Raw genomic sequence first — 20,044 nt, forward strand, 5'->3', positions numbered from 1 at the left:
GAGGTCGTCGTGACGGCGACGGATCTCGGTCCTGAGAACCAACCTGGAGGAATACGACATGAAGCTGATCAGCCGGAAGTCGATCACCGCCACGGCCGCGATAGCCGTCCTGGGCGGTCTCTCCATCGCCGCCGCGCCGACACAGGCCGCGACCCCGACCCACAGCAGTGCGACGGGCCACACCGGCGCAGCGGTCCACACGACCCTCACCGACCGCGAGCTCGCGAAGCTGCCGCTGACGAACCGCCACCTGACCAAGCACGAGAGGGCCAACCTCGCAGTCGTCCTGCGCGACTACTACGTGGCGGAGGGCAAGACCCTGGACGCCGATGCGTTCGAGGACAGCTTCGCCAAGGACGGCGTCTTCAACGACATGGTCCCCGGCGTGGCCTACCGGGGCGAGGCGCTCGGTGATGTCCCGCGCTACATGGTCGGCCTCTTTCCCGACGTTCACCGGGAGCTCAAGCGCATCACCGTGAACGACGACGTGGTCAGCATCGAGCTGTCGATCCAGGGCACGTTCGAGGGACCGCTGCAGTCGCCGGCGGGCACCGTCAAGCCGAACGGCGCGAGGGTCGACGTACCGACCGCCGACTTCTGGTACCTGCACGACGGCAAGGTCGAGAAGTTCGACTGCTTCGTCGGGTACTCGACCATGTACGCCCAGATGGGCGTGAACTTCGACTGGGCCTCGGCGGTCGACAAGCACTGAGTCGGATCCTGACTCCGGGGTCTCAAGGGGAGGCTGATCCGTTGGTCTCTGCTCGTGCCGGGCCGCCCCACCCCCGTCAACACCAAGCTGTCCCAGCAGTGCAGAGGGACCGCGAGGTCCACGAGTGGCTGTCGGCGCTGAAATGGACCCTCTCCCGTCTTGGGGCCGAGCCGGTCACTCAAGGCGTTGCGCAGGCCGGTGCCGTGCTGCTGCGCTCGGCGGGGCTGCACGGCCACAAGCACGCCATCGACGCAATGCTGTGCGCGACTGCGCTTCAGCATCCGGGCCGGGTGACGATCCTTACCTCCGACATGAACGACATCGGGCGTCGCCACCGATCGGTACAGGCGCGCCGGTGCTGTCGAGGGCTTCCAAGTGGCGCTTTGCGTATGTGACTTCAGGTCACAGGACTAGGGCAAGCCACCCACAAATTGGACTAGACAACAAACAAGCCCCAGGTCACTGACCTGGGGCTTCAGAAAGAGCGGGTGACGAGAATCGAACTCGCGCTCTCAGCTTGGGAAGCTGATGTTCTACCATTAAACTACACCCGCGTAGACGCCGGTCGGGACCGGCGTCGGAACGCATCGTCACCTTACCTCATACCGGGCCCCCGGCGCTGAAGCCGTGGGGTCCGAATGCGTTTGTGGGGGCCGATGGGGCTGCGGGGGCCGGGAGTTGGGGCGTACGGTGGAGGGGTGGGAGAGGGTCCGGGTGAGGTCGGAGTGCCGCCTGGAGAGTCGTTCCTTTGATCCCGTAATGTGGCATTTGTCGTCCGCTGGAGAGCAGCCGGACGGGGCTCTTGGGGAAGGGACTCATGGACTTGATGGAGCGCACCGTCGTCCGTTGTGCCGATGGGCACGTGTTCAGCACCGCTTCGTTCCCGATGCAGCAGGCCGAGCGGCTCGGCCCCGGCCGGCTGGTGCGGTGTCCACGCTGTGCCCGGCTGCGCAGTGTCGTGCCGGTCGGCCTTGAGAAGCAGTAGCGGGCGGTAGCGGTCGTACAAAACGGCCGTACGTAGCAAGGCGCGCGGAACGGGCGATTGTCGTCCCTCCGCGCGCCTTGCGTATCCTCGGGGCGTGCTTCTCTCAGACAAGGACATCCGGGCCGAGATCGACGCCGGGCGGGTACGGATCGATCCCTTCGACGAAACCATGGTGCAGCCGTCGAGCGTCGACGTCCGGCTGGACCGGTACTTCCGGGTGTTCGAGAACCACCGGTACCCGCACATCGACCCCAGCGTCGAGCAGGCCGATCTCACGCGGCTCGTGGAGCCGGAGGGCGACGAGCCCTTCATCCTCCACCCGGGTGAGTTCGTGCTGGCGTCCACGTACGAGGTCATCACGCTCCCCGATGATCTGGCCTCGCGTCTCGAAGGCAAGTCCTCCCTCGGGCGGCTCGGGCTCGTCACCCACTCCACGGCCGGGTTCATCGACCCCGGCTTCAGCGGTCACGTGACCCTGGAGCTCTCCAACCTCGCCACCCTCCCCATCAAGCTGTGGCCCGGCATGAAGATCGGGCAGCTGTGCATGTTCCGGCTCTCCTCGCCCGCCGAGTTCCCGTACGGCAGCGAGCGCTACGGCTCCCGCTACCAGGGGCAGCGCGGCCCCACCGCCTCCCGGTCCTTCCTCAACTTCCACCGGACGCAGGTGTGACGGCCATGAGCGGCGTCCGCGAGAACCTCACGTACGAGGCCTTCGGCACGGCCGTGCGCGAGCTCGCGCAGACCATCGCCGACGACGGCTTCGAGCCGGACATCGTGCTCAGCATCGCCCGCGGCGGCGTCTTCGTGGCCGGCGGGCTCGCCTACGCCCTCGACTGCAAGAACATCCACCTCGTGAACGTGGAGTTCTACACGGGGGTGGGCACGACTCTCGAGATGCCCGTCATGCTCGCGCCCGTCCCGAACGTCATCGACTTCTCCGACAAGAAGGTGCTCATCACCGACGACGTCGCCGACACGGGCAAGACCCTCAAACTCGTCCGCGACTTCTGCCTCGACACCGTCGCCGAGGTGCGCTCGGCCGTCATCTACGAGAAGTCGCACTCGCTGGTGAAGTGCGAGTACGTGTGGAAGCGAACCGATGAGTGGATCAACTTCCCGTGGAGCGTGCTTCCGCCCGTGAGCAGGTCGGGGGAAGCGGTCAAGGTGAACAAGGAAGCGCTCTGAGCCGTCCGTCACCAGTGACGGACGGCCCCGAAGACTGCTGGAACGGCTAGAACGTGCCCAGCTTCACGATCGACAGCAGCGCGATCAGCTGGAGCGCCGACGCGCCCAGCGCCTTCGGCCAGGGCAGGTCGTGGGACTTGGAGACCATCAGGGTCAGCAGCGCGCCCGCCGCCACCCACGTCGCCCAGCCCAGCAGCTGGACGAAGGTCGCGTCGCCGCCGAAGAACATCGCGAAGACCAGGCGGGGGGCGTCCGTGAGGGACATGATCAGCATGGAGAGGCCGACCGTGGGCTGCCAGGCCCCGTCGCCGCCCAGCTGGCGGGCCAGGGTGTGGGTGACCACGCCGAGGATGAAGGACGAGACCACCATGGCCACGGCCGTCGTCAGGACGATCGGCACCGCGTTCGACAGTGTGGCGTTGATCGCGTCCGAGCGGGCGCCGTCGAAGCCGAAGACCGCGAGCAGGCCGTAGAGGAAGGTGACGAGGAGGGCGGGGCCCCACATCGTGTAGTCCCGCATCTGCAGGAACGTCTGGCTGGGGGACAGCACGATGCCCCGGAGCAGGTCCTTCCAGTGCAGGCGCGGGCCGATCGGGCCGGACGGCGGCTGCGCCGAGCCCGCGCGGTACGTACCGCCCTGGCTGTACGGGTCCTCGCCGACCGAGAACGCCTGCGTGTGGCCCGGGTTGTTCGCCGCGTACGGGTCCGGCCCGCCCTGCGGGGCGTAGCCGCCGCCGTCGCCGAAGTACTCCGGCTCCCCGTAGGGCGGCTCCCCGTAGGCGTTGCCGTTCCCGCCGCCGTACTGCTGCGGCCCGGGCTGCGGCGCCGGCGGGTAGCCGTACGACGGGCCCTGCGGCGTCTGCTGTCCGTACGGGGGGTGTTGCGGTCGCGTTTGCGGAGCGCCGTTGTTCCGGCCGCCGCGTCCGATCCTGAATCCAGCCACGCCTTCGAACGTACCTGGTCCCGGAGAGTGACGTGCCGGGCCCGGCGGTTCGGGCCCGCCTTTGCTGCCGAGCTGTGACATCCCCTAGGGGCCCCTCGGCGGGATCTGCGGGGTTCTCTCAGGGGCCCCGGGGGTTGTCAGCGGTCGTCGGCGGTTGTCAGCCGGTGATGGGCGAGCCCAGTTCCGGCTGGGGGTGGGTGCCCAGGCCCACCGAGCCCGCGCCGTAGCTCACCAGGCCCTTGGTGGTCAGCCGGGTCGAGGTGCCCCGGAGGAACAGCAGGGTGCCGTCGCCGGCGTTCTCGCCCGGGGCGCCGACGGCGAGGTCGGCCCTGCCGTCGCGGTTGGTGTCGACCAGGCGGACCGCGGTGCCGAACTCGTCGGCGGTCTCGGCCGTGCCCGGCACGCCCGCGGTGTTCTGGCTGTAGCTGTACGACGTCGCGGGCGACAGCCCCTTCGAACTCGCCGGGACGATGGTCACCGTACCGGCGTCGGTCGCGCTGCCGATCCCCTCGTGCTGGGCGCCGACGGCGAGGTCGGCGCGGCCGTCGCCGTTGATGTCGCCGAGCGCCACCGAGTCGCCGAACCAGTCGCCGGCCTCGCCCGCGCCGGGCACGCCGGGCGTGTTCTGGCTGATGGTGACGGGGGCGCGGGAGGTGTCCGGGCCCTTCGCGGAGCCGTAGGTCAGGGTGACGCTGCCGCCGAGCCGGGAGTTGGTCTGGTCGGCGCGCACGTCTCCGTACAGGCCGGTGACGATGTCGTCGTAACCGTCGCCGTCGACGTCGCCGACCGCGGCGGAGTCACCCTGGGCGGCCTCGCCGGCGTAGGTCCGCGCGGAGCCGCCCGGGGACAGGTAGACCAGCTGCCGGTCGGTCTTGGGGCTGGTGTCGCCGCCGACCACGAGGTCGTCCGTGCCGTCGCCGTTGATGTCGCCGGCGGTCAGGCTGCGGATGCCCGTGCCCTGGGTCAGGATGCCCGGGGTGAAGCCGGTGCGGCCGGACAGGGTGGCGCCCTTGCCGGTGCCGCCGAGGTAGACGGAGATGCCGTTGTAGTTGGCCGCGCCGACGGCGAGGTCGGTGCGGCCGTCGCCGTTGAAGTCGCCTGCGGCGAGCGTCCGGCCGAAGTACTTCGGCTTGTCCGCGGTCGGCGGGGTGAGCGAAGTACCGCCGGACAGGCCGGACTTGGAGCCCCACAGGACGGTGACCGCGCCGGCGAGGGAGCCGGTGGTCGTGGACTCGTTCGGGGTGCCGACGGCGAGGTCCGCGTAGCCGTCGCTGTTGAAGTCGCCCGTCGCGGTGGTGGCGCCGAAGTTGTCGGCGGACTCGGAGGTGCCGGGGATCCCGCTCGTACTCTGCGAGATCACCTTGGAGCCCGCCGCCTTCGGCCCGCTCGCGGAGCCGTAGGCGATGAGCACGGCGCCGGCGTGGTCGGCGGAGCCGGCCGCGGCCAGCGGGGCCGAGACGGCCAGGTCGCGGTAGCCGTCGCCGTTGAAGTCGCCGGGCAGGTGCGAGGGGGCGGCGGAGGCCGTGGTCACGGGCAGGGCGGTGAGCAGGCCGGTGGTGAGAGTGGCGGCCAGGAGAGCGTGTCTGCGCAAGGTGGAGGCTCCGGGAGGGGGAGGGGAGGGGAAGGCGGGGCCGGGTCGACGACGTGCACCCGGCCGGGTACGGCACCAGGGATGTCAGTCCGCGAAGTTCGCGCCGAAGTACGGCGCACCCGTCGTCGAGACGCCCGAGGAGTTCGGGGAGATGGTGCGGGAGCCGGTGGTGGTGATCTTCGTGCCGTTGGAGGGCAGGTAGGTCACCGCGCCGTCGGCGCCGTTCTCGAGCGAGCCCACGAGCAGGTCGGCCCTGCCGTCGCCGGTGACGTCGTCGAGCTTGACGTCGGCGCCGAACATGTCACCCTTCTCGTCCGAACCGGGCACACCCGCTGTGCTCTGCGCGAAGGTCTGGGTGCCGGAGGCGGTGCTGAGGCCGCCCGAGCCGCCGTAGAGGATCGTGACGGCGCCGGTGTCCGCCGCGCCGCCGATGTTCTCGCCGGCGACGCCGACGACCAGGTCGAGGTACTTGTCGCCGTTGATGTCGCCGAGGTCGAGTTCGAAGCCGAAGTCGTCGCCCGTCTCGGAGGTGCCGGGGACGTTGCCGGTGTCCTGGGTGATGCCGGTGACCTGGGCGGGACCGCTCGCCGAGCCGTAGGTCATGTCGCCGTAGCCGTCGGCGTCGATGTCGCCGATCGCGGTGATCACACCGGGCTTCAGGGTCCTGGCGGCGGACGTGCTGAGGCCGCTCGCGGTGCCGGGGACGAAGTAGTTGCGGTTCCAGCCGTTGGCGGTGGACGTCTCGTAGCCGTCGACCACGAGGTCGGAGCGGCCGTCGCCGTTGACGTCGCCGGCGGTCAGGTTGACCGGGCCGAGGCCACCCGTGCCGATGACCGGTGGCTTGACGGTGTAGCGGCCGCCGGCGGTGCCGGAGGTGGAGAAGCCGTCCTTGAAGACGTGGACGGTGGCCGTGGTGCCGCTGACGGCCAGATCGGCCCTGCCGTCGCCGTCGAAGTCGCCGGCGGCGAGGCTGCGGCCCCAGAAGTCGTGCGAGGTGGGCGCCGGATCGGGCACGGACGCGCCCTTGCCGGTGAGCCCGGAGGCCGAGCCCCACAGGATGGTCACCGTGCCGCCGTCGACGTCGCTTCCGACGTCCTCGCCCGCGGAGCCGACGGCGAGGTCGTCGTAGCCGTCGCCGTTGAAGTCGGCGTACGCCAGGTCGTTGGCGAAGTGGTCGCCGCTCTCGGCGGTGCCCGGGACGCCGGCGCTGTTCTGGCTGATCGTGCTGCGCTTGGCGGAGGACACGCCGGTGGCGTTGCCGTAGAGCACGACGAGCAGGCCGGCGCCCTTCTTGCCATTCACGTACGCGGTCGAGGCCGAGAAGGCCGCGTCACCGGTCCCGTCGCCGTTGAAGTCGGCCTGCTGGACGTGCGTGGAGTCCGCGGCCGTGGCCGTCGCGAGGACGAGTCGCAGGGGCGTATGCATGCGAGGTAGACCTTTGTCGATGCGTAGGGGTTGTACGTGCGTTCGAGAAATTTTCGATACGGCCGTGACGGGCGGGGCAGCGGAGCCGCTCAGCCCGCCAAGTCCGTGCCGAAGGCTCCTCCCTGGGCTGTCGAGAGGCCGAGCGACGTCGGGGCGAAGGTCTTGGACGTCGTTGTGGAGTAGAGCGTGGTGGCCGCTCCGGGCAGGAACCAGGCCGCGCCCGCCGGGTCGTTCTCCTGCGCGCCGATCGCGGTGAGGTCGGCGCGGCCGTCGTGGTTCACGTCGGAGGCCAGCAGCGTGGAGCCGAAGCTGTCGCCGGCCTCGCTCACGCCCGGGACACCGGTGCTGTCCTGCGTCAGGAACACCGCGCCGGTCGTGGTCAGGCCCGACGCCGAGCCGCGCAGCAGGGTGACGGCGCCCGCGGAGGAGAGGTAGTGGCTGTCGTCGCCGAAGGTCTCGCCCGGCGCGCCGACCGCGAGGTCCGCGTACCCGTTCTTGTCGAAGTCCCCGATCGCCAGCGCCTGGCCGAACCGGTCGCCGGTCTCCGAGGAGTCGGGCACGCCCGCCGTGTTCTGGGTGTACGACACCCGGCGGCTCGCGCTCGGGCCGGAACCGATGCCGTAGATGACGTGGATCCTGCCGCCGGTGACGGCGGACGGCTCGCTGTCCGGGTCCTCGGGGTTGCCGAGGACGATGTCGCCGCGACCGTCCTTGTCCAGGTCGCCGATGGCCGCCGTCGCCGCGGGGCGCAGGGTGCCCGCCCTGCTCAGGCCGCTCGCGGTGCCCTTGTAGTAGACGGCGGTGGCGAGGTCGTCGCTGTCGGGCTTCCGGCCGGTGACCACGAGGTCGGCCTTGGTGTCGCCGCTGACCCGGCCCGCGGTCAGGACGGGGCGGTCGATGCCGGGGGAGTACGTCGACACGGCCCCCGTGGAGCCGGACCTGGTGAACGGGCCGCGGATCAGCCGCACCCGGTAGGAGGACGGGTTCGCCGAGTCGCTCTGCGCGGAGATCGCCAGGTCGGGTCTGCCGTCGCCGGTGAAGTCGGCGGCCGCGATGCTCAGGCCGAAGTAACTCCCGTACAGCGTCTGGGGGTTCTTCACCGTCGTACCGCCGGAAAGGCCGGCGGCCGAGCCCCATACGACGACGACCGTGCCCGCGTCCTCGGCGGCGCCCGACTTCTCGTGCTGGGCGCCGACGATCAGGTCGCTGTAGCCGTCGCGGTCGAGGTCGGCGGCGGCGACCTGGTCGCCGAACTCGTCGTCCGTCTCGGCGGAGCCGGGGATGCCGGCCGTGTTCTGGCTGATCACCTTGTGCTTGGCGGGGTCGAGGCCGCTCTTGGTGCCGTAGACGACCGCGACCTGACCGGCCCACTTCTTCCCGCTCACGGTGGCGGCCGGGGCGGCGATCGCCACGTCCCGGTAGCCGTCGCCGTTGAAGTCACCGGACAGGCCGGAAGGCGCGGCGGAGGCGGTGGTGGCCAGGGGCAGGGGAGCGAGGCCCGCGATCGTCAGGGCGGCGAGGGCCGTGGTGGTGCGCAGGGAGTGCTTCACGTTCCGGGGCTCCAAAGGGAGGTCTGCGTACGGGAGTTGGTCAGTCGGCGAGCGCGGCGCCGAAGAAGGTCCGCGTGCCCAGGCCCAGTTGCTTGACGGTGAGCGTGCTCGAACCGGCGCCGGTGGGGCCTGAGGACGTGCCGGGGAAGAAGTGCAGGCGGCCGATCTCCGGGGCGGCGGCGACGAGTTCGGCGCGGCCGTCGCGGTTGTAGTCGCGCAGCAGGACCGAGGCGCCGAACCAGCTGTCGCTCTCGTCCGCCGGGCGCTCGACGCCGGAGGTGGTGTAGTCGTACTGGCGGGAGTTCGTGCCGGTCAGGCCGGAGGCGCCGCCGCGCAGGACGGTGACGGCACCCGCCCGCCAGAACTCACTGCCGAGGGTCTCCAGTGGCACGCCCACCGCGAGGTCCGGATAGCCGTCGCCGTTGGTGTCGCCGGCCGAGACGTCGTAGCCGAAGTAGTCGCCGGACTCGCGGACGCCGGGCACACCGGCCGTGTCCTGGCTGAGCGACTTGACGGTCGTGCCGAAACCGGTGGACGTGCCCTTGAGGAGGTGGACCGCGCCGCCCTTGCCGGAGCGGGAGACGCCGACGGCCAGGTCGCCGTAGCCGTTCTTGTCGAAGTCGGCGATCACGGCGCTGGAGCCGGTGATCTCGGTGGAGGCGGGCAGGCCGTACTTCTTCGGCGGCCGCACCGGGCCGCTGCCGCTGCCGCGGTAGAACCAGACGCGGTGGCTGCGGGTGGCCGCGTCGTAGCCGACGACCGCGAAGTCCGCGGTGGAGTCCTTGGTGACCTTGCCGGAGACGACCAGTTCGGGGGAGATGTCCTCGCCGTCGACCGGGTCGAGGTTGGTGGCGGTGCCGCGCGAGCCGGACTTGGTGAACGGGCCGCGCATGAACCAGACGTAGTTGTCCCCGACCGCTACGACATCGGGCTTGCCGTCCGCGTCGAAGTCGCCGACCGCGATGTCCTTGGCGAACACGTCGTCGCCGCCCATGGTGTACGAACTGCCCTTGGTCAGCCCCGACTTGGAGCCCCACAGGACGCTGAACATGCCGTGCCGGGAGCCCGAGTCCTCACCCGGCGAGGTGACGACGACGTCCGCGTACCCGTCCTTGTTCAGGTCGGCCGTGGTGACCTTCGCGCCGAAGTGGTCGCCCGCCTCCGCCGAGCCCTCCACGCCCGGGCTGTTCTGCGTGTAGACCTTGCGCGTGGCGGAGTCCAGCCCGGACGCCGTGCCCCACATCACCACGACCGCACCCGCCTCCGCCCTGCCGCCCACCGCGGCGGTGCGGTCGCCGAGGACAAGGTCGCGGTAGCCGTCGCCGTTGAAGTCGTCCGCGTACTTGGCCGCCGCCGCGGAGGCCGGAGCGGCCAGGGCGAGCGGGGTAAGAGTGGCGGAGAGAAGAGCGGCGGCCAGCAGGCCGGCGCCCGTGCCGGTACGGATGGTCACGTGGGCTCCAAGGGTCGGGACGGCCCCGGAACACGGGGGACCGCGATGAGGAGACCCGCGGCAAGGCGCCTGGGTTGTACGGGAGTTCGGGTGGTTTCTGAGGCTGCTGTGTCTCAGTTGCCCGTGTCTCAGTCGTCCGTCAGGAACTCCGAGCTGGAGAAGGTGACCGCCGGCTTCCGTGACACCAAGGTCTTCCTCGCGCCCGGGTACACGGCCACGGTGTCCTTCGTCTCGCCCAGGTACGTCCGCACCGCCAGGTCCGCCCGCCCGTCCCCGTCGAAGTCGCCCACCGACAGCACCCTCGTCGTACCCCGGGCCTTCGGGTCGAGGATCACCACGTCCGACGCCGACAGTCCGGTCGTACGGCCTCGGAACACCCGTAGCCGGGAGCCGCTGGAGACGAGTTCGCTCAGGCCGTCGCCGTCGAAGTCGGCCGCGTCGAGCATGGAGCCGGCGGAGGCGAGGGTGGCGCGGGTGGGGGTCGGGAGGTCGTAGCGCAGGGACGTTTCCCCCATGCCACCGACCGCCGCGTCCAGCGCCGCGCCCCTGCCGAAGCGGCCGAGGGCGACGTCGATGCCGGACGGGAGCGTGGTGCCGGTGCGGGTGGGGCCGTCCGGGCCGCCGAGGACGACGGACGCCTTGCCCGTGCCCTCCGCAGCGCGGACCACCAGGTCGTCGTAGCCGTCGCGGTTCACGTCGGCGGCCGGGCCGGTGGGCAGTTCGCCGGGCGAGGGGAGGGGGTCGGTGGCCGCGCGAGGGGCGCCTTTACGGCTGAACGGGCCGCGCAGGTAGGTGAGTCGGCCGGCGGACGCGTGCAGGACGAGGTCGTTCGCGCCGTCGCCGTCGAAGTCGCCGCAGACGGGCTGGTCGGGCCAGTCGTCGCCGAAGCGGGCGCGGGCCGGGACGGTGAGGTGGACGGCGCGGGTCAGGCCGGTGGCGGAGCCGAAGAGGATCTAGAGCGGGACCGGCGGCTGCCCTTGGCCGTCGTAGGGCGGGTCGGTGGAGACCACGAGGTCGGTGAAGCCGTCCCGGTCGAGGTCGCAGCTCGCCTCCGCGTCGAAGAGGGCGGGGAGTTGGCCCTTCGTGCGGGCCGCGTACCTGGCGGGGCTCAGCAACTGCCGTGCCCCGGGGGCGAGTCCGTGTGCGCTGCCGTAGACGACGCCGATGCCCGCGTCGTCGGTGTGGGCGTGCGCCTTCACCAGGTCGTCGAGGACCAGGTCGCGGTGGCCGTCGCCGTTGAAGTCGTCGGCGACCTTGCTGCCCTTGCCGAGGGGTACGGGGAGCTTGGCGGGGGCGTCCGCGATCCGTACGGGGGTGTGCCCGGGGGCGGCGTCGGGGTGGGTGCCGGGACCGCAGGCGGCGAGGAGCAGGGCGCCGCACAGGGCAGCCGTCGTACCCGTCCCGCTTCTTCGCAAGCGCACCGTTCACCTCGTCAGCACCTTCGACAACGACCGGCCCATGATGCCCGCGCCGACGGGTCGGCGGCACCCTTCGGGTGGGCCGTTGTCAGTGGGGCGCGGCACAGTGGAGGTATGGATCCGGACGGACGGAAGTTCCTGGGCCGGGGACGCGTGGCGACCCGGCTGCCCGCGCAGGACCTGGAGCGGGCGCGGCGGTTCTACTCGGAGGTGCTCGGGCTGGAGCCGGTGGACGAGCGGCCGGGCGGGCTGCTGTACCGGTGCGGGGGAGCGGACTTCGCGCTCTACCGGTCGACCGGGGTCTCGCCCGGCACCTTCACGCAGATGGGGTGGGAGGTGGAGGACCTGGAGTCGGTCGTGGCGGACCTGCGGCGGCGCGGGGTGGTCTTCGAGGAGGTGGATGTGCCCGGCTTCCGTACGGAGGGCGGGATCGCCGAGATAGCGGGGAACTACCCGAGCAAGGGGTACAGCGGCGAGCGCGCGGCCTGGTTCCACGACAGCGAGGGGAACCTGCTGGGGATCGGCGAGCCCGTGTCCTGAGCGCGGCGCCGGGCACCGCGCTCAGGACCACGGCTCATCGGCCCACCGTCTCCCACAGGGCGACCCCGAGCGCCGTGCACGAGGTCACCGCGGCGAGGGACGGCAGCGGCCAGCGGGCGCGTTCGAGGGCTTCGAGGCGGTCCTCGTGCTCGCCGAGGGTCTTGTCGGTCTGGTCGGCGCGCTGGAGCAGCAGGGCCAGGTCACCGCGGGTGGTGGCGAAGCCGACGTCGACGGAGCGACGCAGCCGCTCCAGCTCCAGGGCGACCCCTTCGGCCTCCCGGATGGTCATGGCGGCGGCTCCTCTCTACGGGTCGGGTCTTTCATGCCAGCTCCTTTCGTTTCCTTTCCCAGGACTCCCACGACGGTTTCCTCACGTGTGTCACACCCGCGGCACCCGCAGCCTCGCCCAGCTCGTGGCGCCCGGGACGCCGTCCGCGTCCGCGCCGCCGTAGCCGAGCTTGTGCTGCCAGGCCGCGTACGAGCGGCGGTCGGCGGCCGTCCAGGTGGGGCCGGGGCCGACCTCGTAGCGGCCGCAGCCCTCCGCGACCAGGCGGCGGCCCATCGCCGTGATGACGGCGCTGCGGCGGCCGGTGGTGAAGAAGGCGGCGCCCGGGAAGGGCTCGTACGCGCTCGCCGGACCGCCGTTGCCGAGCCGTCCGGCGACACGCGCCCGCATCGACGGCATCGAGAAGTCCGGGTCGACCTTGCGGGTCGTCCACTCCTTGTGGCCGATCACCCGGCCCGAACTCCAGCCGTGCGCACGGCAGACGGCCGCCGCGACCTTCTCCACGGCCGTCAACTGGGCCTCGGGGTAGGGGTCCTTGCCGTTGCCCAGGTTCTCGATCTCGAAGCCGTAGAAGTGGGCGTTGCCGTCGACCGCGTCCGCACCCGGCCGGGACGGCAGGGCCCTCGCGTCGCGTACGGCGTCGTAGACGGCCCGCGAGCCGGCGCCCGCGTGGTTGGTGCGGCCGTAGCCGACGAGGTGGACCGTGCCGTCCTTGGCGATGACGGCGACGCACAGCGGGCCGGGCAGGTCGGGGCGGCCGGTGCGGCACAGGGTGACGCTGTTCGTGCCGGCCGTGTGGTGCAGCATCACGCCGGCCACCGGGCCCCAGGCGCCGACGGCGTTGCGGTTGTGGGTGGACCAGTCGCCGTGCTCGACGACCGTGACACCCGCCGCGCGCAGTGCGGCGCGGAAGGCGGTGGCGGACAGGGGTGCGGACGCGGTCATACGGCACCTCCGTCCACCGCTTCGGCCCACTCGACGCCGGTCTCCTCCGGCCCCGCGGCCGCCGGCTCCTCCCCGGCGGTCCCGTCCGTGACGGTGACCGTCACCGGGGTGACGACCACGACCTCCGTGGCCGTGTCGGACGTCGTGCCGGCCGCCGTGCCGGGACTCGTCTCGGACGTCGTCTCAGACATGTGCCCCCTCCTCGATCTCGCCCCAGGTCAGGCCCGACGCGGTCAGGGCCGCCAGCGTCGGGAAGGCGGCGGTGACCGAGGCGTACGTCGCACGGGTCACGGGCGCCGGGTCGCTCGGCGGGTCCGGCGTGAGCCCGGAGTCGGCGGGCAGGGCGCCGGGGTCCATGCCGCGCAGGGTCAGGGTCTGCTGGACACCGCCCTCTGCGGTGGCGGCGGTGCGGATGCCGACGACCCAGGCGAGGGTGTCGAGTTCCGCGCCGGTGGTGTCCACGACCCGTACCGCGTCGCCGAGTTGGATGCGGGGGTCGTAGAGGACGTCCACGTCGCCGATGACCGGCACCGGCAGGACGCCCGCCGCGCGCATGGCCCGCGCGAGCCCGGCCGCCGAGTCGGCGTCCTGCACCCAGTCCGTCGCGTCGGCGGTGTACTCCTGGCGGCCGTAGAACCTCTCGCTGGCCACGCCGTCCGGGTCGTTCGCCGGGTCGTCGAGCAGGGCGATGGCGTCGCGGTCCACCGGATCGGCGCCGGGCTTGAGCGTCTGGAGGTAGAACGACGGCTTGCCGGCCGTGGTGACCGTGTACAGGGTCTGGCTGCTGCGGTTGCCGTACCGGACGACCAGGTAGCCGTCCTCGCGCCGGACGAGCATGTCCACCATGCCCTTGACGGCGGTGCCGCCCGAAGGGCTGGTGCCGAAGCGGACGTTGGTGCCGGGCGTGGCGCCGGTGTCGTCGTCGGTGCCGGGCGGGCTGATGTCGTACTCCTCGTCGGACATCAGGTACTTGACGGTGGTGGTCTTCCCCGGCTGGAGCACCCGGATCACGTCGTCCTGGAGGGTGGTCCCGGAGATGGCGCCGATGCCCGTCCAGTCCTTGTAGGGCTGGGTGCAGTAGTTGCGGCAGGCGTCGATCTCCTCCGTCGCGGTCAGGGAGGCGATCTCCCGGACGCTGGTCAGGGTGAGGTCGGGGGCGGCGGGCCGCTCGGCGAACCGGGTGTGGTTGCGCCAGCGGAAGACGCCCCGCTCGTCGAGCTCGGCGGTGGACATGCTTGCCTTGGCGATCTGCGAGATCACCTCCCACTGGGAGCCGGAGACCCGGGGCAGCGTGGTCGACGGCAGGATCACGTCGTCGAGTTCGACGCCCTTGGTCCAGGTCTGCGCGAACTCGGCGGCCGTCGGCATCGCGGCCAGCCCGCCGGTGACCTGGAGGCACTCGGCCGGCAGGTCGGTGTAGAGGGTGACCTGGCTCAGCTCGGAGGCCGGCTGCAGTGCCGAGGGATCGGTGAACGTGCCCGCACCGCCGACGAGTTGGGTGCCGTCGGGCGCGGTGAGCCGCGGCTGCACCGTCGGGTACACGCTGCTGGAGCCGCCGCTCAGGTCGAGGAACGCGCCGATGTGCCAGACGCCCCGCTGGACGAGCGCGGGCCAGGTCCACTGGAAGGTCCAGCCGGCCGAGTTGTCCATGGAGGCGATCCGCAGCCACTGCTCGGCGAAGTTCACGTCCAGCTTGAGATAGCCGGTGTTGGAGCCGTTCCGGTTCAGCTCCAGCTGGACGATCACCCGGTCGCCGGCGCCGATCCCGTCGTCGCCGGACGTGCTGTCGTACCGCACGGAGTTGTTCACCCACACCTCGGCGAACATCCGGCTGCCGGGCACGGTCACCCGACTCCTCGGGAACCAACTCGCCTTCACCTGCGGCTGCTTGGGCACCAGTGCCAGCTCGTGCGGGGCGCCCTCGCGGGCGAAGGTGTACGTCGTCGGGTCGGGCAGGATCTCCGGCTGGCCGTACGGCGTGGCGAACCCGCCGTGCAGCGTGGCGTACACCAGGGTCAGCGGCCTGCCCTCGGCGAAGTCCGGGTAGCGGGGCGGCGGACAGGCGTACAGGCCGCCCTGGCGCAGCAGTTCGGAGACGCACCAGGTCGCCGAGGCGACCGGGCGCTGCCAGTAGAAACCGGCGTACGGCTTCGGCAGCACGGCGGGACCGCGCAGCCGTTCGGCGCCGTCGAGGGCGGTGACCTGGAGCGAGTCGGTACCGGAGGCGGCGGAGCGGGAGCGGACGGTGCCGCGGAACGCGGGCAGCGTGGCCGTCGTACCCGGGCCGCCCTCGTGCACGACCGACTGTCCCGGCCGGGCGAGGTCGCCGGTTGTGCGGTCGGCCCACGGCGAGTACAGCTGGGGCGCCGACTGCCCGCCGGTACCGGAGAGTTGGACCTGGAGCTGGGCCGCGGACGAACCCGAGAACGCGCGCATCGCGGCGGGCAGGTCGGTCGCGTACGACCGCTCCAGCTGCCAGGACTGCACCTGCGCGGAGACGTCCTCGCCGCCGAGCCGGGTGGTGTGCCGGACGGTCCGCTCACCCGCGGTGAGTGCCGCCGCGGTGGCGTCGTCAGCCTGCTGCACCGGACACCTCCACCAGGTCGAGGCTCATGCTGCGGTACGGCAGCGGGCGGCCCGGGGTGTCGCTGTAGCCGGTGACGGACATCGGGGGCAGCCCGTCGCCGGGGACGCCGTCGGCGGCCGTACCGCCGTAGGTGAAGCAGGCGCCGGCGAGGGAGTAGGTGCCGGCCGTGCCCGGCTTCGCGGTGGGGGTGGCGTAGGCGGCGCCGGCCGGGACGGTGCCGGAGACGAGGGAGCCGGCGGCGCTCGTGGTGCCGAGGTACGTCCCGTCGGCCTTCTTGAAGTCGATGCCGACGCTCTCCGTGGCGAGGGCGGCGATGGCGGTCGGCGCCTGGAAGGAGACCGAAAGGCCGGGTGAGACGGGGAAGTTGCCGCCGGTTCCGGTGCAACGCCAGGCGACGACACTGCTGTTGTCGGCGGCGGTGAAGGTGAACGTGCCGGGGGCGGTCGTACTCTCGGCGACCGTGCCGGTCGTGGTCCTGAACCACTGGGCGAGCCCGGTGAGGTCCGTCGCGCCGGGGGTGCCGAGGCCGGCGGCCTGGGCGGGGGAGAGGACGTTCCCGGCGGCCGGGTCGACGACGTACACCGGGCCCGGCCCGTCGACGCGGCGGGCGATGCGGTCGAGGACGCGGGCGTGCGCCGGGGCGAGCAGGTCCCAGGACAGCTTGAGGCGTCGTACCGGGGACTGGTTACGGGTGACGGTGACCCGGCCGCCGAGCGACTTGAACTCCGTGACGCCCAGGTCGGCGCTGCGGTCGTAGGACTTGGCGGCCTGATCGATCTCGGTCATGGCACCGGGCGGGCCGATCCAGAGGTTTCCCATGGGGGCTCCTGAGGGGGCTGGGTGGTGGCTGAGGGCATGCGGGCATGAAAAAAGCCGACGGGTGCAAACCGTCGACCGAGGGGTGGAGGCGTTGAACTACCGGCGGGCGAGCTGCCGTTGGCCCAGGAACACGGCCCGTGCGATCTCCTGTGAGTCGACCTGTACGACGACCGGGCGGTCGGCGAGCTTCTCGACCGCCGCCGTGAGCGTGCGCAGTCCGCCGCCGTGGCCGAGCATCCGCTCCAGCCTGGACAGCGGGATGACGGCCTCGTTCTCGCCGGCCTCGCCGAGCAGGGCGAGGGTGCCGCCCGGGCGGGCTGTGACGACGCCGCCGGTGGCGAGGTGCGGGACGGGGACGTGCAGCCGCGGGAAGCCGAAGGAACGGCCGCCGAACTTCGGTACCCAGTCGGGGATGCTGATGTGGATGCCGGCCAGGGCGCCGAGCAGGCCGTTGAGGGCGGTGGCGAGGCCGGTCATCGGCGCGAGCATGGCGTTGCCGAGCCCCCGCAGCAGCGGGCCGGCGTTCCGCACCAGCCCGCCGACCGCCGACCCGATGTGCTTCATGGCGTACGAGACGCCCTTCTGCAGCAGGGCGGTGATCTTGTCCATGTTGACGAACTGCGCGATGAGAGGCGTGAGAAGCGTCATCACCAGGCCGAACGGGTTCGCGGCCATGGCGAGGTTGAGCCCCTTCTGTGCGAGCGACGCCCCCTTGAGCCCCTTCCCGAGCCCGCCCATGGACTTGCCGCCCACGTCGGCGTTCTTCGCGGCCTTCCCTACCGACTTCTCCACGGCGTCGGCCTGCTGCTTGACCCCCTTCAGCTCGCTGTGGGCGCCCTTGGCGGCGGACTTGAGCCGGTCGAAGGAGGACTTGAGCCTGTCGGTACCGGTACGGGCCTTGCCCAGACCGGTGTCGCTCTGGGTCGCGTTGGTCCTCAGCCTGCCGAGGGAGGTGTTCAGCTGGTCGGTGCCGGTCCTGACCCTGGCCAGGGCCGGAGTGACCTGCCCGGCCGTCGACTTGACCCGGCTCACGGCTGAGTCGGCGCTGCCGGCGGCCTGCCGCAGGGCGCCGACACCGCCGGCCGCCTGCCCCAGAGCCGTACGGAATCTGCCCAGGCCGGCGCTGGCCTGGTTCAGTGAGTTCGCGAGAGCCACGATGCGTCGTCTCCTTGTCTCGTTTCCTTGTCTCGTTTCCTTGTTTCCCTGTTTCCCTGGGTGTTGAGGCGAGGGTGTTCAGAGGGCGCGTTCGAGCAGCCGGACCCGTTCTTCGAGCCTGGCGAGGTTCGCTCCGGCGCGGGAGGCGCTGTCGGCGGCCCTGCGGGCGCTGCCGTTGGCGCTGCGCAGCAGGTTGTCGGCGCGCTCGGCGTCCTTCTTCGCCTTCTCGGCGACCTCCTGTGCCTGACGGGAGGCGGACTTGGCGCGATCAACTTGGTGTTTCAGGTTCTGCTCGAACTCCGCGACGCGGCTCTTCTCCTCTTCTCGCGCCAGCCGCGCGGCCTCTTCTTCCCGACGTTCCCTCTCCTCCTTCGCCTCGGCCTTCCGGGCGTCGCTCCTGCCGTGGACCAGGTACTGGAGCGACAGCTTCGGGAAGAGCTGCTTGCCCGCGAAGGACAGGCCCTTCTCGTCGTACTTGAGAAGAGACGTGTCGACCTTCAGGAACTGGCCGCCCATGGTGACGAGTTGTGCCTGGATGTCCTTCGTCCACTCGGCTTTGAGCGCGGGCAGCTGGGACGAGAGGAAGGACGTCGTCGTCTGCTGGGCCTGTTGCGCGGCCAGGGACCGCACCTGACTCGGGTCGTAGGGAACGGGTTGTGAACCCATGGAACCTCCTTGAAGGGACGATCGCGAAGGGACGTTCGTGCAGGGCGATGGCGCGAAAAACCCCTGACCGGATCTCGGACAGGGGCGGTAGGAGACGCCTGGATGCCTGCCGGCTAAGCGAGAGCGGCCAGACCGGCGACGGCGAGGAAGACGAACAGTCCCGCGACGAGGAGCAGAGCCGGCGCCGTGATCATCACGATGTGGCGGTGGTGCACCAGGGACGCGCCGAGGAGGTTCTTCAGTTCCGCCGTCGCCGGTGACTCGGGGTCGTACACGACCTTGACGGTGGCTCCGGGCGTTTCGGAGACGCTGCGCATCGGAACCGATTCGGCGCCGTGCTTCGTGCCGTCGGGGAGGGTGTAGGAGAAGCGCACGGTGCCTTCGTCGTCGTTCCAGGACAGCGAGGTGCACAGTCCGTCCGTCTCGACGCCGGATGCCAGCAGGCGCCGGGCCGCCCGGTACTTGCGGCGGGACCGGACGAGGGTGGCGCCGAGAACCGCGAGTACCGCGGCCAGGACGACCAGGTAGACGACGGTGCCCATCGCTCGCTCCCCCATCCCCGTCGCGCGCCGGCGATCGCGGGGTCTCATGATGCCGTAGGTGATCGCGGCTGTCGACGCTCGGACTCCGCACCGGTCACGAGGGTTCGTCGGCGGGATGCGGGCGGGCCTCGGGCGGGTTGGAGGGGTGCTGCTGCGGGAACGGCAGCACCTTCGCACCGTCGCCCGAACCGGGCCCCGGTCCTCCCTCCGCCCGGCGCCGCTCCTCGTGCTCGCCCCGGTCCCGCCACCCCTGCCCGTACGCCCGCAGCTCCCGCTTCTCGATCTCGGACCGCGAAGTGACCACGAGGTCGGGTGGTACGGGGCGCCCCCGCAGTCGCTCGCCCAGCGCTCGTCGTACTTCCGCTGTGGCCTCCGCGTACTCGCTACCGCCCCACACCGTGTCCGTGCCCTCGTCCTTGGTCACCCGGTCCCCATCCCTGTCGCATCCGCCCCACGCGTCTTCGAACGTATGAGCGATTACTGTTCGGGATAATACTCGCCCGGACGGTGATCACCAGGCGATAACACGACTCTCAGGCCACCTCGTAGGTCCCGCCGATCCGGATGACGTTGCCGCTCGCGTACGCCGTCCCCAGCACCCCGCCGCTGCCGAGCTGCGTGGCCGCGGGACTGGACGCCGAGGCCGGGCCCCACATGGTGAACGAGGTGGCCCCGGTGGCCGAGTTCGGCTGGCAGGAGACCAGCGCCCGGCCCCCGCTGACGGCCGCGATCCCCTGGAACTGCGGCAGCCCGCCCAGCGCACCGGAGGTGACGGGAAGACCGAAGGAGTAGTTGCCGCTGCCGTACGCCGTCGACGCCCCGAACTGCACCAGCGTGGTGAAGTGGCAGACCTTGCCGACGACCGCGTACCTGCCGGTCAGCGTGCCGTCGCCGATCGCCGGATTCGTCGTGGTGGCGGTCCAGGTGGGGGTGTACGTGTTCCAGGCGCCGAGCGCGATCCACGCCGAGCCGGTGTAGTAACTGAGCGTGCCGGGCGTCGTCAGCCAGGCGACCATGCCGGCGGCCGGGGTGGTGACCGCCGAGTCCCGGGCGGCGGCGTTGGCGTACCGCAGGACGGTGCGGGCGTCGACGCCCTCGGCGAGGGACTGGAGGTGGAGGGGGAGGTTGGCGGTGTCGGTGGGCTGGGGGTAGGGGAGGTTGTTGAGGGGTGTGTAGAGGGTCATGGGAATTCGCTCCTACGAGGGCTTCGGGCCCGTGAACCGGCCGTGACCGTGAACCATTCGT

21 protein-coding genes, 1 tRNA gene and 1 pseudogene are annotated in these 20,044 nt (G+C 71.4%); 6 read left to right on the forward strand and 17 right to left on the reverse strand.

Annotated features, from left to right (window positions below):
* The first annotated feature begins 58 nt into the window (after positions 1-58).
* A complete protein-coding gene (locus tag MQP27_RS28105) occupies positions 59-712 on the forward strand; it encodes a nuclear transport factor 2 family protein (protein WP_242768695.1) in 654 nt (217 codons plus the stop codon).
* A gap of 41 nt (positions 713-753) precedes the next feature.
* The gene (locus tag MQP27_RS28110; RefSeq protein WP_372511330.1) at positions 754-1,107 is read left to right on the forward strand and encodes a hypothetical protein; all 354 of its coding nucleotides are present in this window, start codon (positions 754-756) and stop codon (positions 1,105-1,107) included.
* 88 nt (positions 1,108-1,195) lie between these two features.
* Here MQP27_RS28110 and MQP27_RS28115 read toward each other — a convergent pair.
* Positions 1,196-1,266 (reverse strand) — tRNA-Gly (locus tag MQP27_RS28115).
* Positions 1,267-1,529: 263 nt separating this feature from the next.
* Here MQP27_RS28115 and MQP27_RS28120 point away from each other — a divergent pair.
* From MQP27_RS28120 to MQP27_RS28130, 3 genes are all read left to right on the forward strand, one after another.
* On the forward strand, positions 1,530-1,697 hold the full coding sequence (locus MQP27_RS28120; protein WP_242768696.1) for a hypothetical protein: 168 nt from the start codon (positions 1,530-1,532) through the stop codon (positions 1,695-1,697).
* Positions 1,698-1,791: 94 nt separating this feature from the next.
* On the forward strand, positions 1,792-2,367 hold the full coding sequence (gene dcd / locus MQP27_RS28125; protein WP_242768697.1) for a dCTP deaminase: 576 nt from the start codon (positions 1,792-1,794) through the stop codon (positions 2,365-2,367).
* A 5-nt stretch (positions 2,368-2,372) separates the two neighbouring features.
* Positions 2,373-2,882 carry a phosphoribosyltransferase gene (locus MQP27_RS28130; RefSeq protein ID WP_242768698.1) on the forward strand — a complete coding sequence of 170 codons (510 nt, stop codon included), beginning with the start codon at positions 2,373-2,375 and terminating at the stop codon, positions 2,880-2,882.
* Between the two features lie 46 nt (positions 2,883-2,928).
* Here MQP27_RS28130 and MQP27_RS28135 read toward each other — a convergent pair whose 3' ends face one another.
* The 6 genes and pseudogenes from MQP27_RS28135 to MQP27_RS28160 form a co-directional block, all read right to left on the reverse strand.
* The gene (locus MQP27_RS28135) at positions 2,929-3,906 is read right to left on the reverse strand and encodes a Yip1 family protein (protein WP_242768699.1); all 978 of its coding nucleotides are present in this window, start codon (positions 3,904-3,906) and stop codon (positions 2,929-2,931) included.
* Positions 3,907-3,982: 76 nt separating this feature from the next.
* Positions 3,983-5,416, reverse strand: a complete 1,434-nt coding sequence (locus MQP27_RS28140) for an FG-GAP-like repeat-containing protein (RefSeq protein WP_242768700.1) — start codon at positions 5,414-5,416, stop codon at positions 3,983-3,985.
* Between the two features lie 84 nt (positions 5,417-5,500).
* Positions 5,501-6,841, reverse strand: coding sequence for a VCBS repeat-containing protein (locus tag MQP27_RS28145; RefSeq protein ID WP_242768701.1), 1,341 nt, complete (start codon positions 6,839-6,841; stop codon positions 5,501-5,503).
* An 89-nt stretch (positions 6,842-6,930) separates the two neighbouring features.
* Positions 6,931-8,391, reverse strand: a complete 1,461-nt coding sequence (locus MQP27_RS28150; RefSeq protein WP_242768702.1) for an FG-GAP-like repeat-containing protein — start codon at positions 8,389-8,391, stop codon at positions 6,931-6,933.
* Between the two features lie 40 nt (positions 8,392-8,431).
* The gene (locus MQP27_RS28155) at positions 8,432-9,841 is read right to left on the reverse strand and encodes an FG-GAP and VCBS repeat-containing protein (RefSeq protein WP_242768703.1); all 1,410 of its coding nucleotides are present in this window, start codon (positions 9,839-9,841) and stop codon (positions 8,432-8,434) included.
* 128 nt (positions 9,842-9,969) lie between these two features.
* Positions 9,970-11,262 (reverse strand): annotated as a pseudogene (locus MQP27_RS28160) (FG-GAP repeat domain-containing protein).
* A 111-nt stretch (positions 11,263-11,373) separates the two neighbouring features.
* Between MQP27_RS28160 and MQP27_RS28165 the strand changes: the two are divergent.
* The gene (locus tag MQP27_RS28165) at positions 11,374-11,799 is read left to right on the forward strand and encodes a VOC family protein (protein ID WP_242768704.1); all 426 of its coding nucleotides are present in this window, start codon (positions 11,374-11,376) and stop codon (positions 11,797-11,799) included.
* 34 nt (positions 11,800-11,833) lie between these two features.
* On the opposite strand, the gene MQP27_RS28170 is transcribed toward MQP27_RS28165, so the two are convergent.
* The 10 genes from MQP27_RS28170 to MQP27_RS28215 form a co-directional block, all read right to left on the reverse strand.
* Complete coding sequence (locus MQP27_RS28170; protein ID WP_242768705.1) at positions 11,834-12,088, reverse strand: hypothetical protein; 255 nt, start codon at positions 12,086-12,088, stop codon at positions 11,834-11,836.
* A gap of 90 nt (positions 12,089-12,178) precedes the next feature.
* Entirely contained in the window at positions 12,179-13,030 is an 852-nt protein-coding gene (locus MQP27_RS28175; protein WP_242768706.1) for a peptidoglycan-binding protein, read from the reverse strand.
* Positions 13,027-13,221 (reverse strand): hypothetical protein, encoded by a 195-nt coding sequence (locus tag MQP27_RS28180; protein WP_242768707.1) that lies wholly within the window; start codon positions 13,219-13,221, stop codon positions 13,027-13,029. Before MQP27_RS28180 ends, MQP27_RS28175 begins: the two co-directional genes overlap by 4 nt.
* On the reverse strand, positions 13,214-15,616 hold the full coding sequence (locus tag MQP27_RS28185; RefSeq protein WP_242768708.1) for a hypothetical protein: 2,403 nt from the start codon (positions 15,614-15,616) through the stop codon (positions 13,214-13,216). The genes MQP27_RS28180 and MQP27_RS28185 overlap by 8 nt, the downstream gene beginning before the upstream one ends.
* A complete protein-coding gene (locus MQP27_RS28190) occupies positions 15,603-16,436 on the reverse strand; it encodes a hypothetical protein (protein ID WP_242768709.1) in 834 nt (277 codons plus the stop codon). The genes MQP27_RS28185 and MQP27_RS28190 overlap by 14 nt, the downstream gene beginning before the upstream one ends.
* 96 nt (positions 16,437-16,532) lie before the next feature.
* Positions 16,533-17,591, reverse strand: a complete 1,059-nt coding sequence (locus MQP27_RS28195; protein WP_242768710.1) for a hypothetical protein — start codon at positions 17,589-17,591, stop codon at positions 16,533-16,535.
* A gap of 78 nt (positions 17,592-17,669) precedes the next feature.
* Positions 17,670-18,257: an efflux RND transporter periplasmic adaptor subunit gene (locus MQP27_RS28200; RefSeq protein WP_242768711.1), complete on the reverse strand. Its 588-nt coding sequence runs from the start codon at positions 18,255-18,257 to the stop codon at positions 17,670-17,672.
* 113 nt (positions 18,258-18,370) lie between these two features.
* Entirely contained in the window at positions 18,371-18,799 is a 429-nt protein-coding gene (locus MQP27_RS28205; RefSeq protein ID WP_242768712.1) for a DUF3592 domain-containing protein, read from the reverse strand.
* Between the two features lie 94 nt (positions 18,800-18,893).
* Positions 18,894-19,223, reverse strand: coding sequence for a hypothetical protein (locus MQP27_RS28210; protein WP_242768713.1), 330 nt, complete (start codon positions 19,221-19,223; stop codon positions 18,894-18,896).
* A 109-nt stretch (positions 19,224-19,332) separates the two neighbouring features.
* Complete coding sequence (locus MQP27_RS28215; RefSeq protein ID WP_242768714.1) at positions 19,333-19,983, reverse strand: hypothetical protein; 651 nt, start codon at positions 19,981-19,983, stop codon at positions 19,333-19,335.
* Positions 19,984-20,044: the final 61 nt, after the last annotated feature.

Source organism: Streptomyces cylindrosporus, from assembly GCF_022698165.1.
Classification (GTDB): Bacteria; Actinomycetota; Actinomycetes; order Streptomycetales; family Streptomycetaceae; genus Streptomyces; species Streptomyces cylindrosporus.

Bases quoted from the DNA above. Each gene is read 5' to 3' on its own strand.
- MQP27_RS28105 (WP_242768695.1), top strand. From the start codon at position 59: ATGAAGCTGATCAGCCGGAAGTCGATCACCGCCACGGCCGCGATAGCC.
- MQP27_RS28120 (WP_242768696.1), top strand. From the start codon at position 1,530: ATGGACTTGATGGAGCGCACCGTCGTCCGTTGTGCCGATGGGCACGTG.
- MQP27_RS28130 (WP_242768698.1), top strand. From the start codon at position 2,373: ATGAGCGGCGTCCGCGAGAACCTCACGTACGAGGCCTTCGGCACGGCC.
- MQP27_RS28135 (WP_242768699.1), bottom strand. From the start codon at position 3,906: ATGTCACAGCTCGGCAGCAAAGGCGGGCCCGAACCGCCGGGCCCGGCA.
- MQP27_RS28145 (WP_242768701.1), bottom strand. From the start codon at position 6,841: ATGCATACGCCCCTGCGACTCGTCCTCGCGACGGCCACGGCCGCGGAC.
- MQP27_RS28165 (WP_242768704.1), top strand. From the start codon at position 11,374: ATGGATCCGGACGGACGGAAGTTCCTGGGCCGGGGACGCGTGGCGACC.
- MQP27_RS28170 (WP_242768705.1), bottom strand. From the start codon at position 12,088: ATGACCATCCGGGAGGCCGAAGGGGTCGCCCTGGAGCTGGAGCGGCTG.
- MQP27_RS28175 (WP_242768706.1), bottom strand. From the start codon at position 13,030: ATGACCGCGTCCGCACCCCTGTCCGCCACCGCCTTCCGCGCCGCACTG.
- MQP27_RS28180 (WP_242768707.1), bottom strand. From the start codon at position 13,221: ATGTCTGAGACGACGTCCGAGACGAGTCCCGGCACGGCGGCCGGCACG.
- MQP27_RS28190 (WP_242768709.1), bottom strand. From the start codon at position 16,436: ATGGGAAACCTCTGGATCGGCCCGCCCGGTGCCATGACCGAGATCGAT.
- MQP27_RS28200 (WP_242768711.1), bottom strand. From the start codon at position 18,257: ATGGGTTCACAACCCGTTCCCTACGACCCGAGTCAGGTGCGGTCCCTG.
- MQP27_RS28205 (WP_242768712.1), bottom strand. From the start codon at position 18,799: ATGGGCACCGTCGTCTACCTGGTCGTCCTGGCCGCGGTACTCGCGGTT.
- MQP27_RS28215 (WP_242768714.1), bottom strand. From the start codon at position 19,983: ATGACCCTCTACACACCCCTCAACAACCTCCCCTACCCCCAGCCCACC.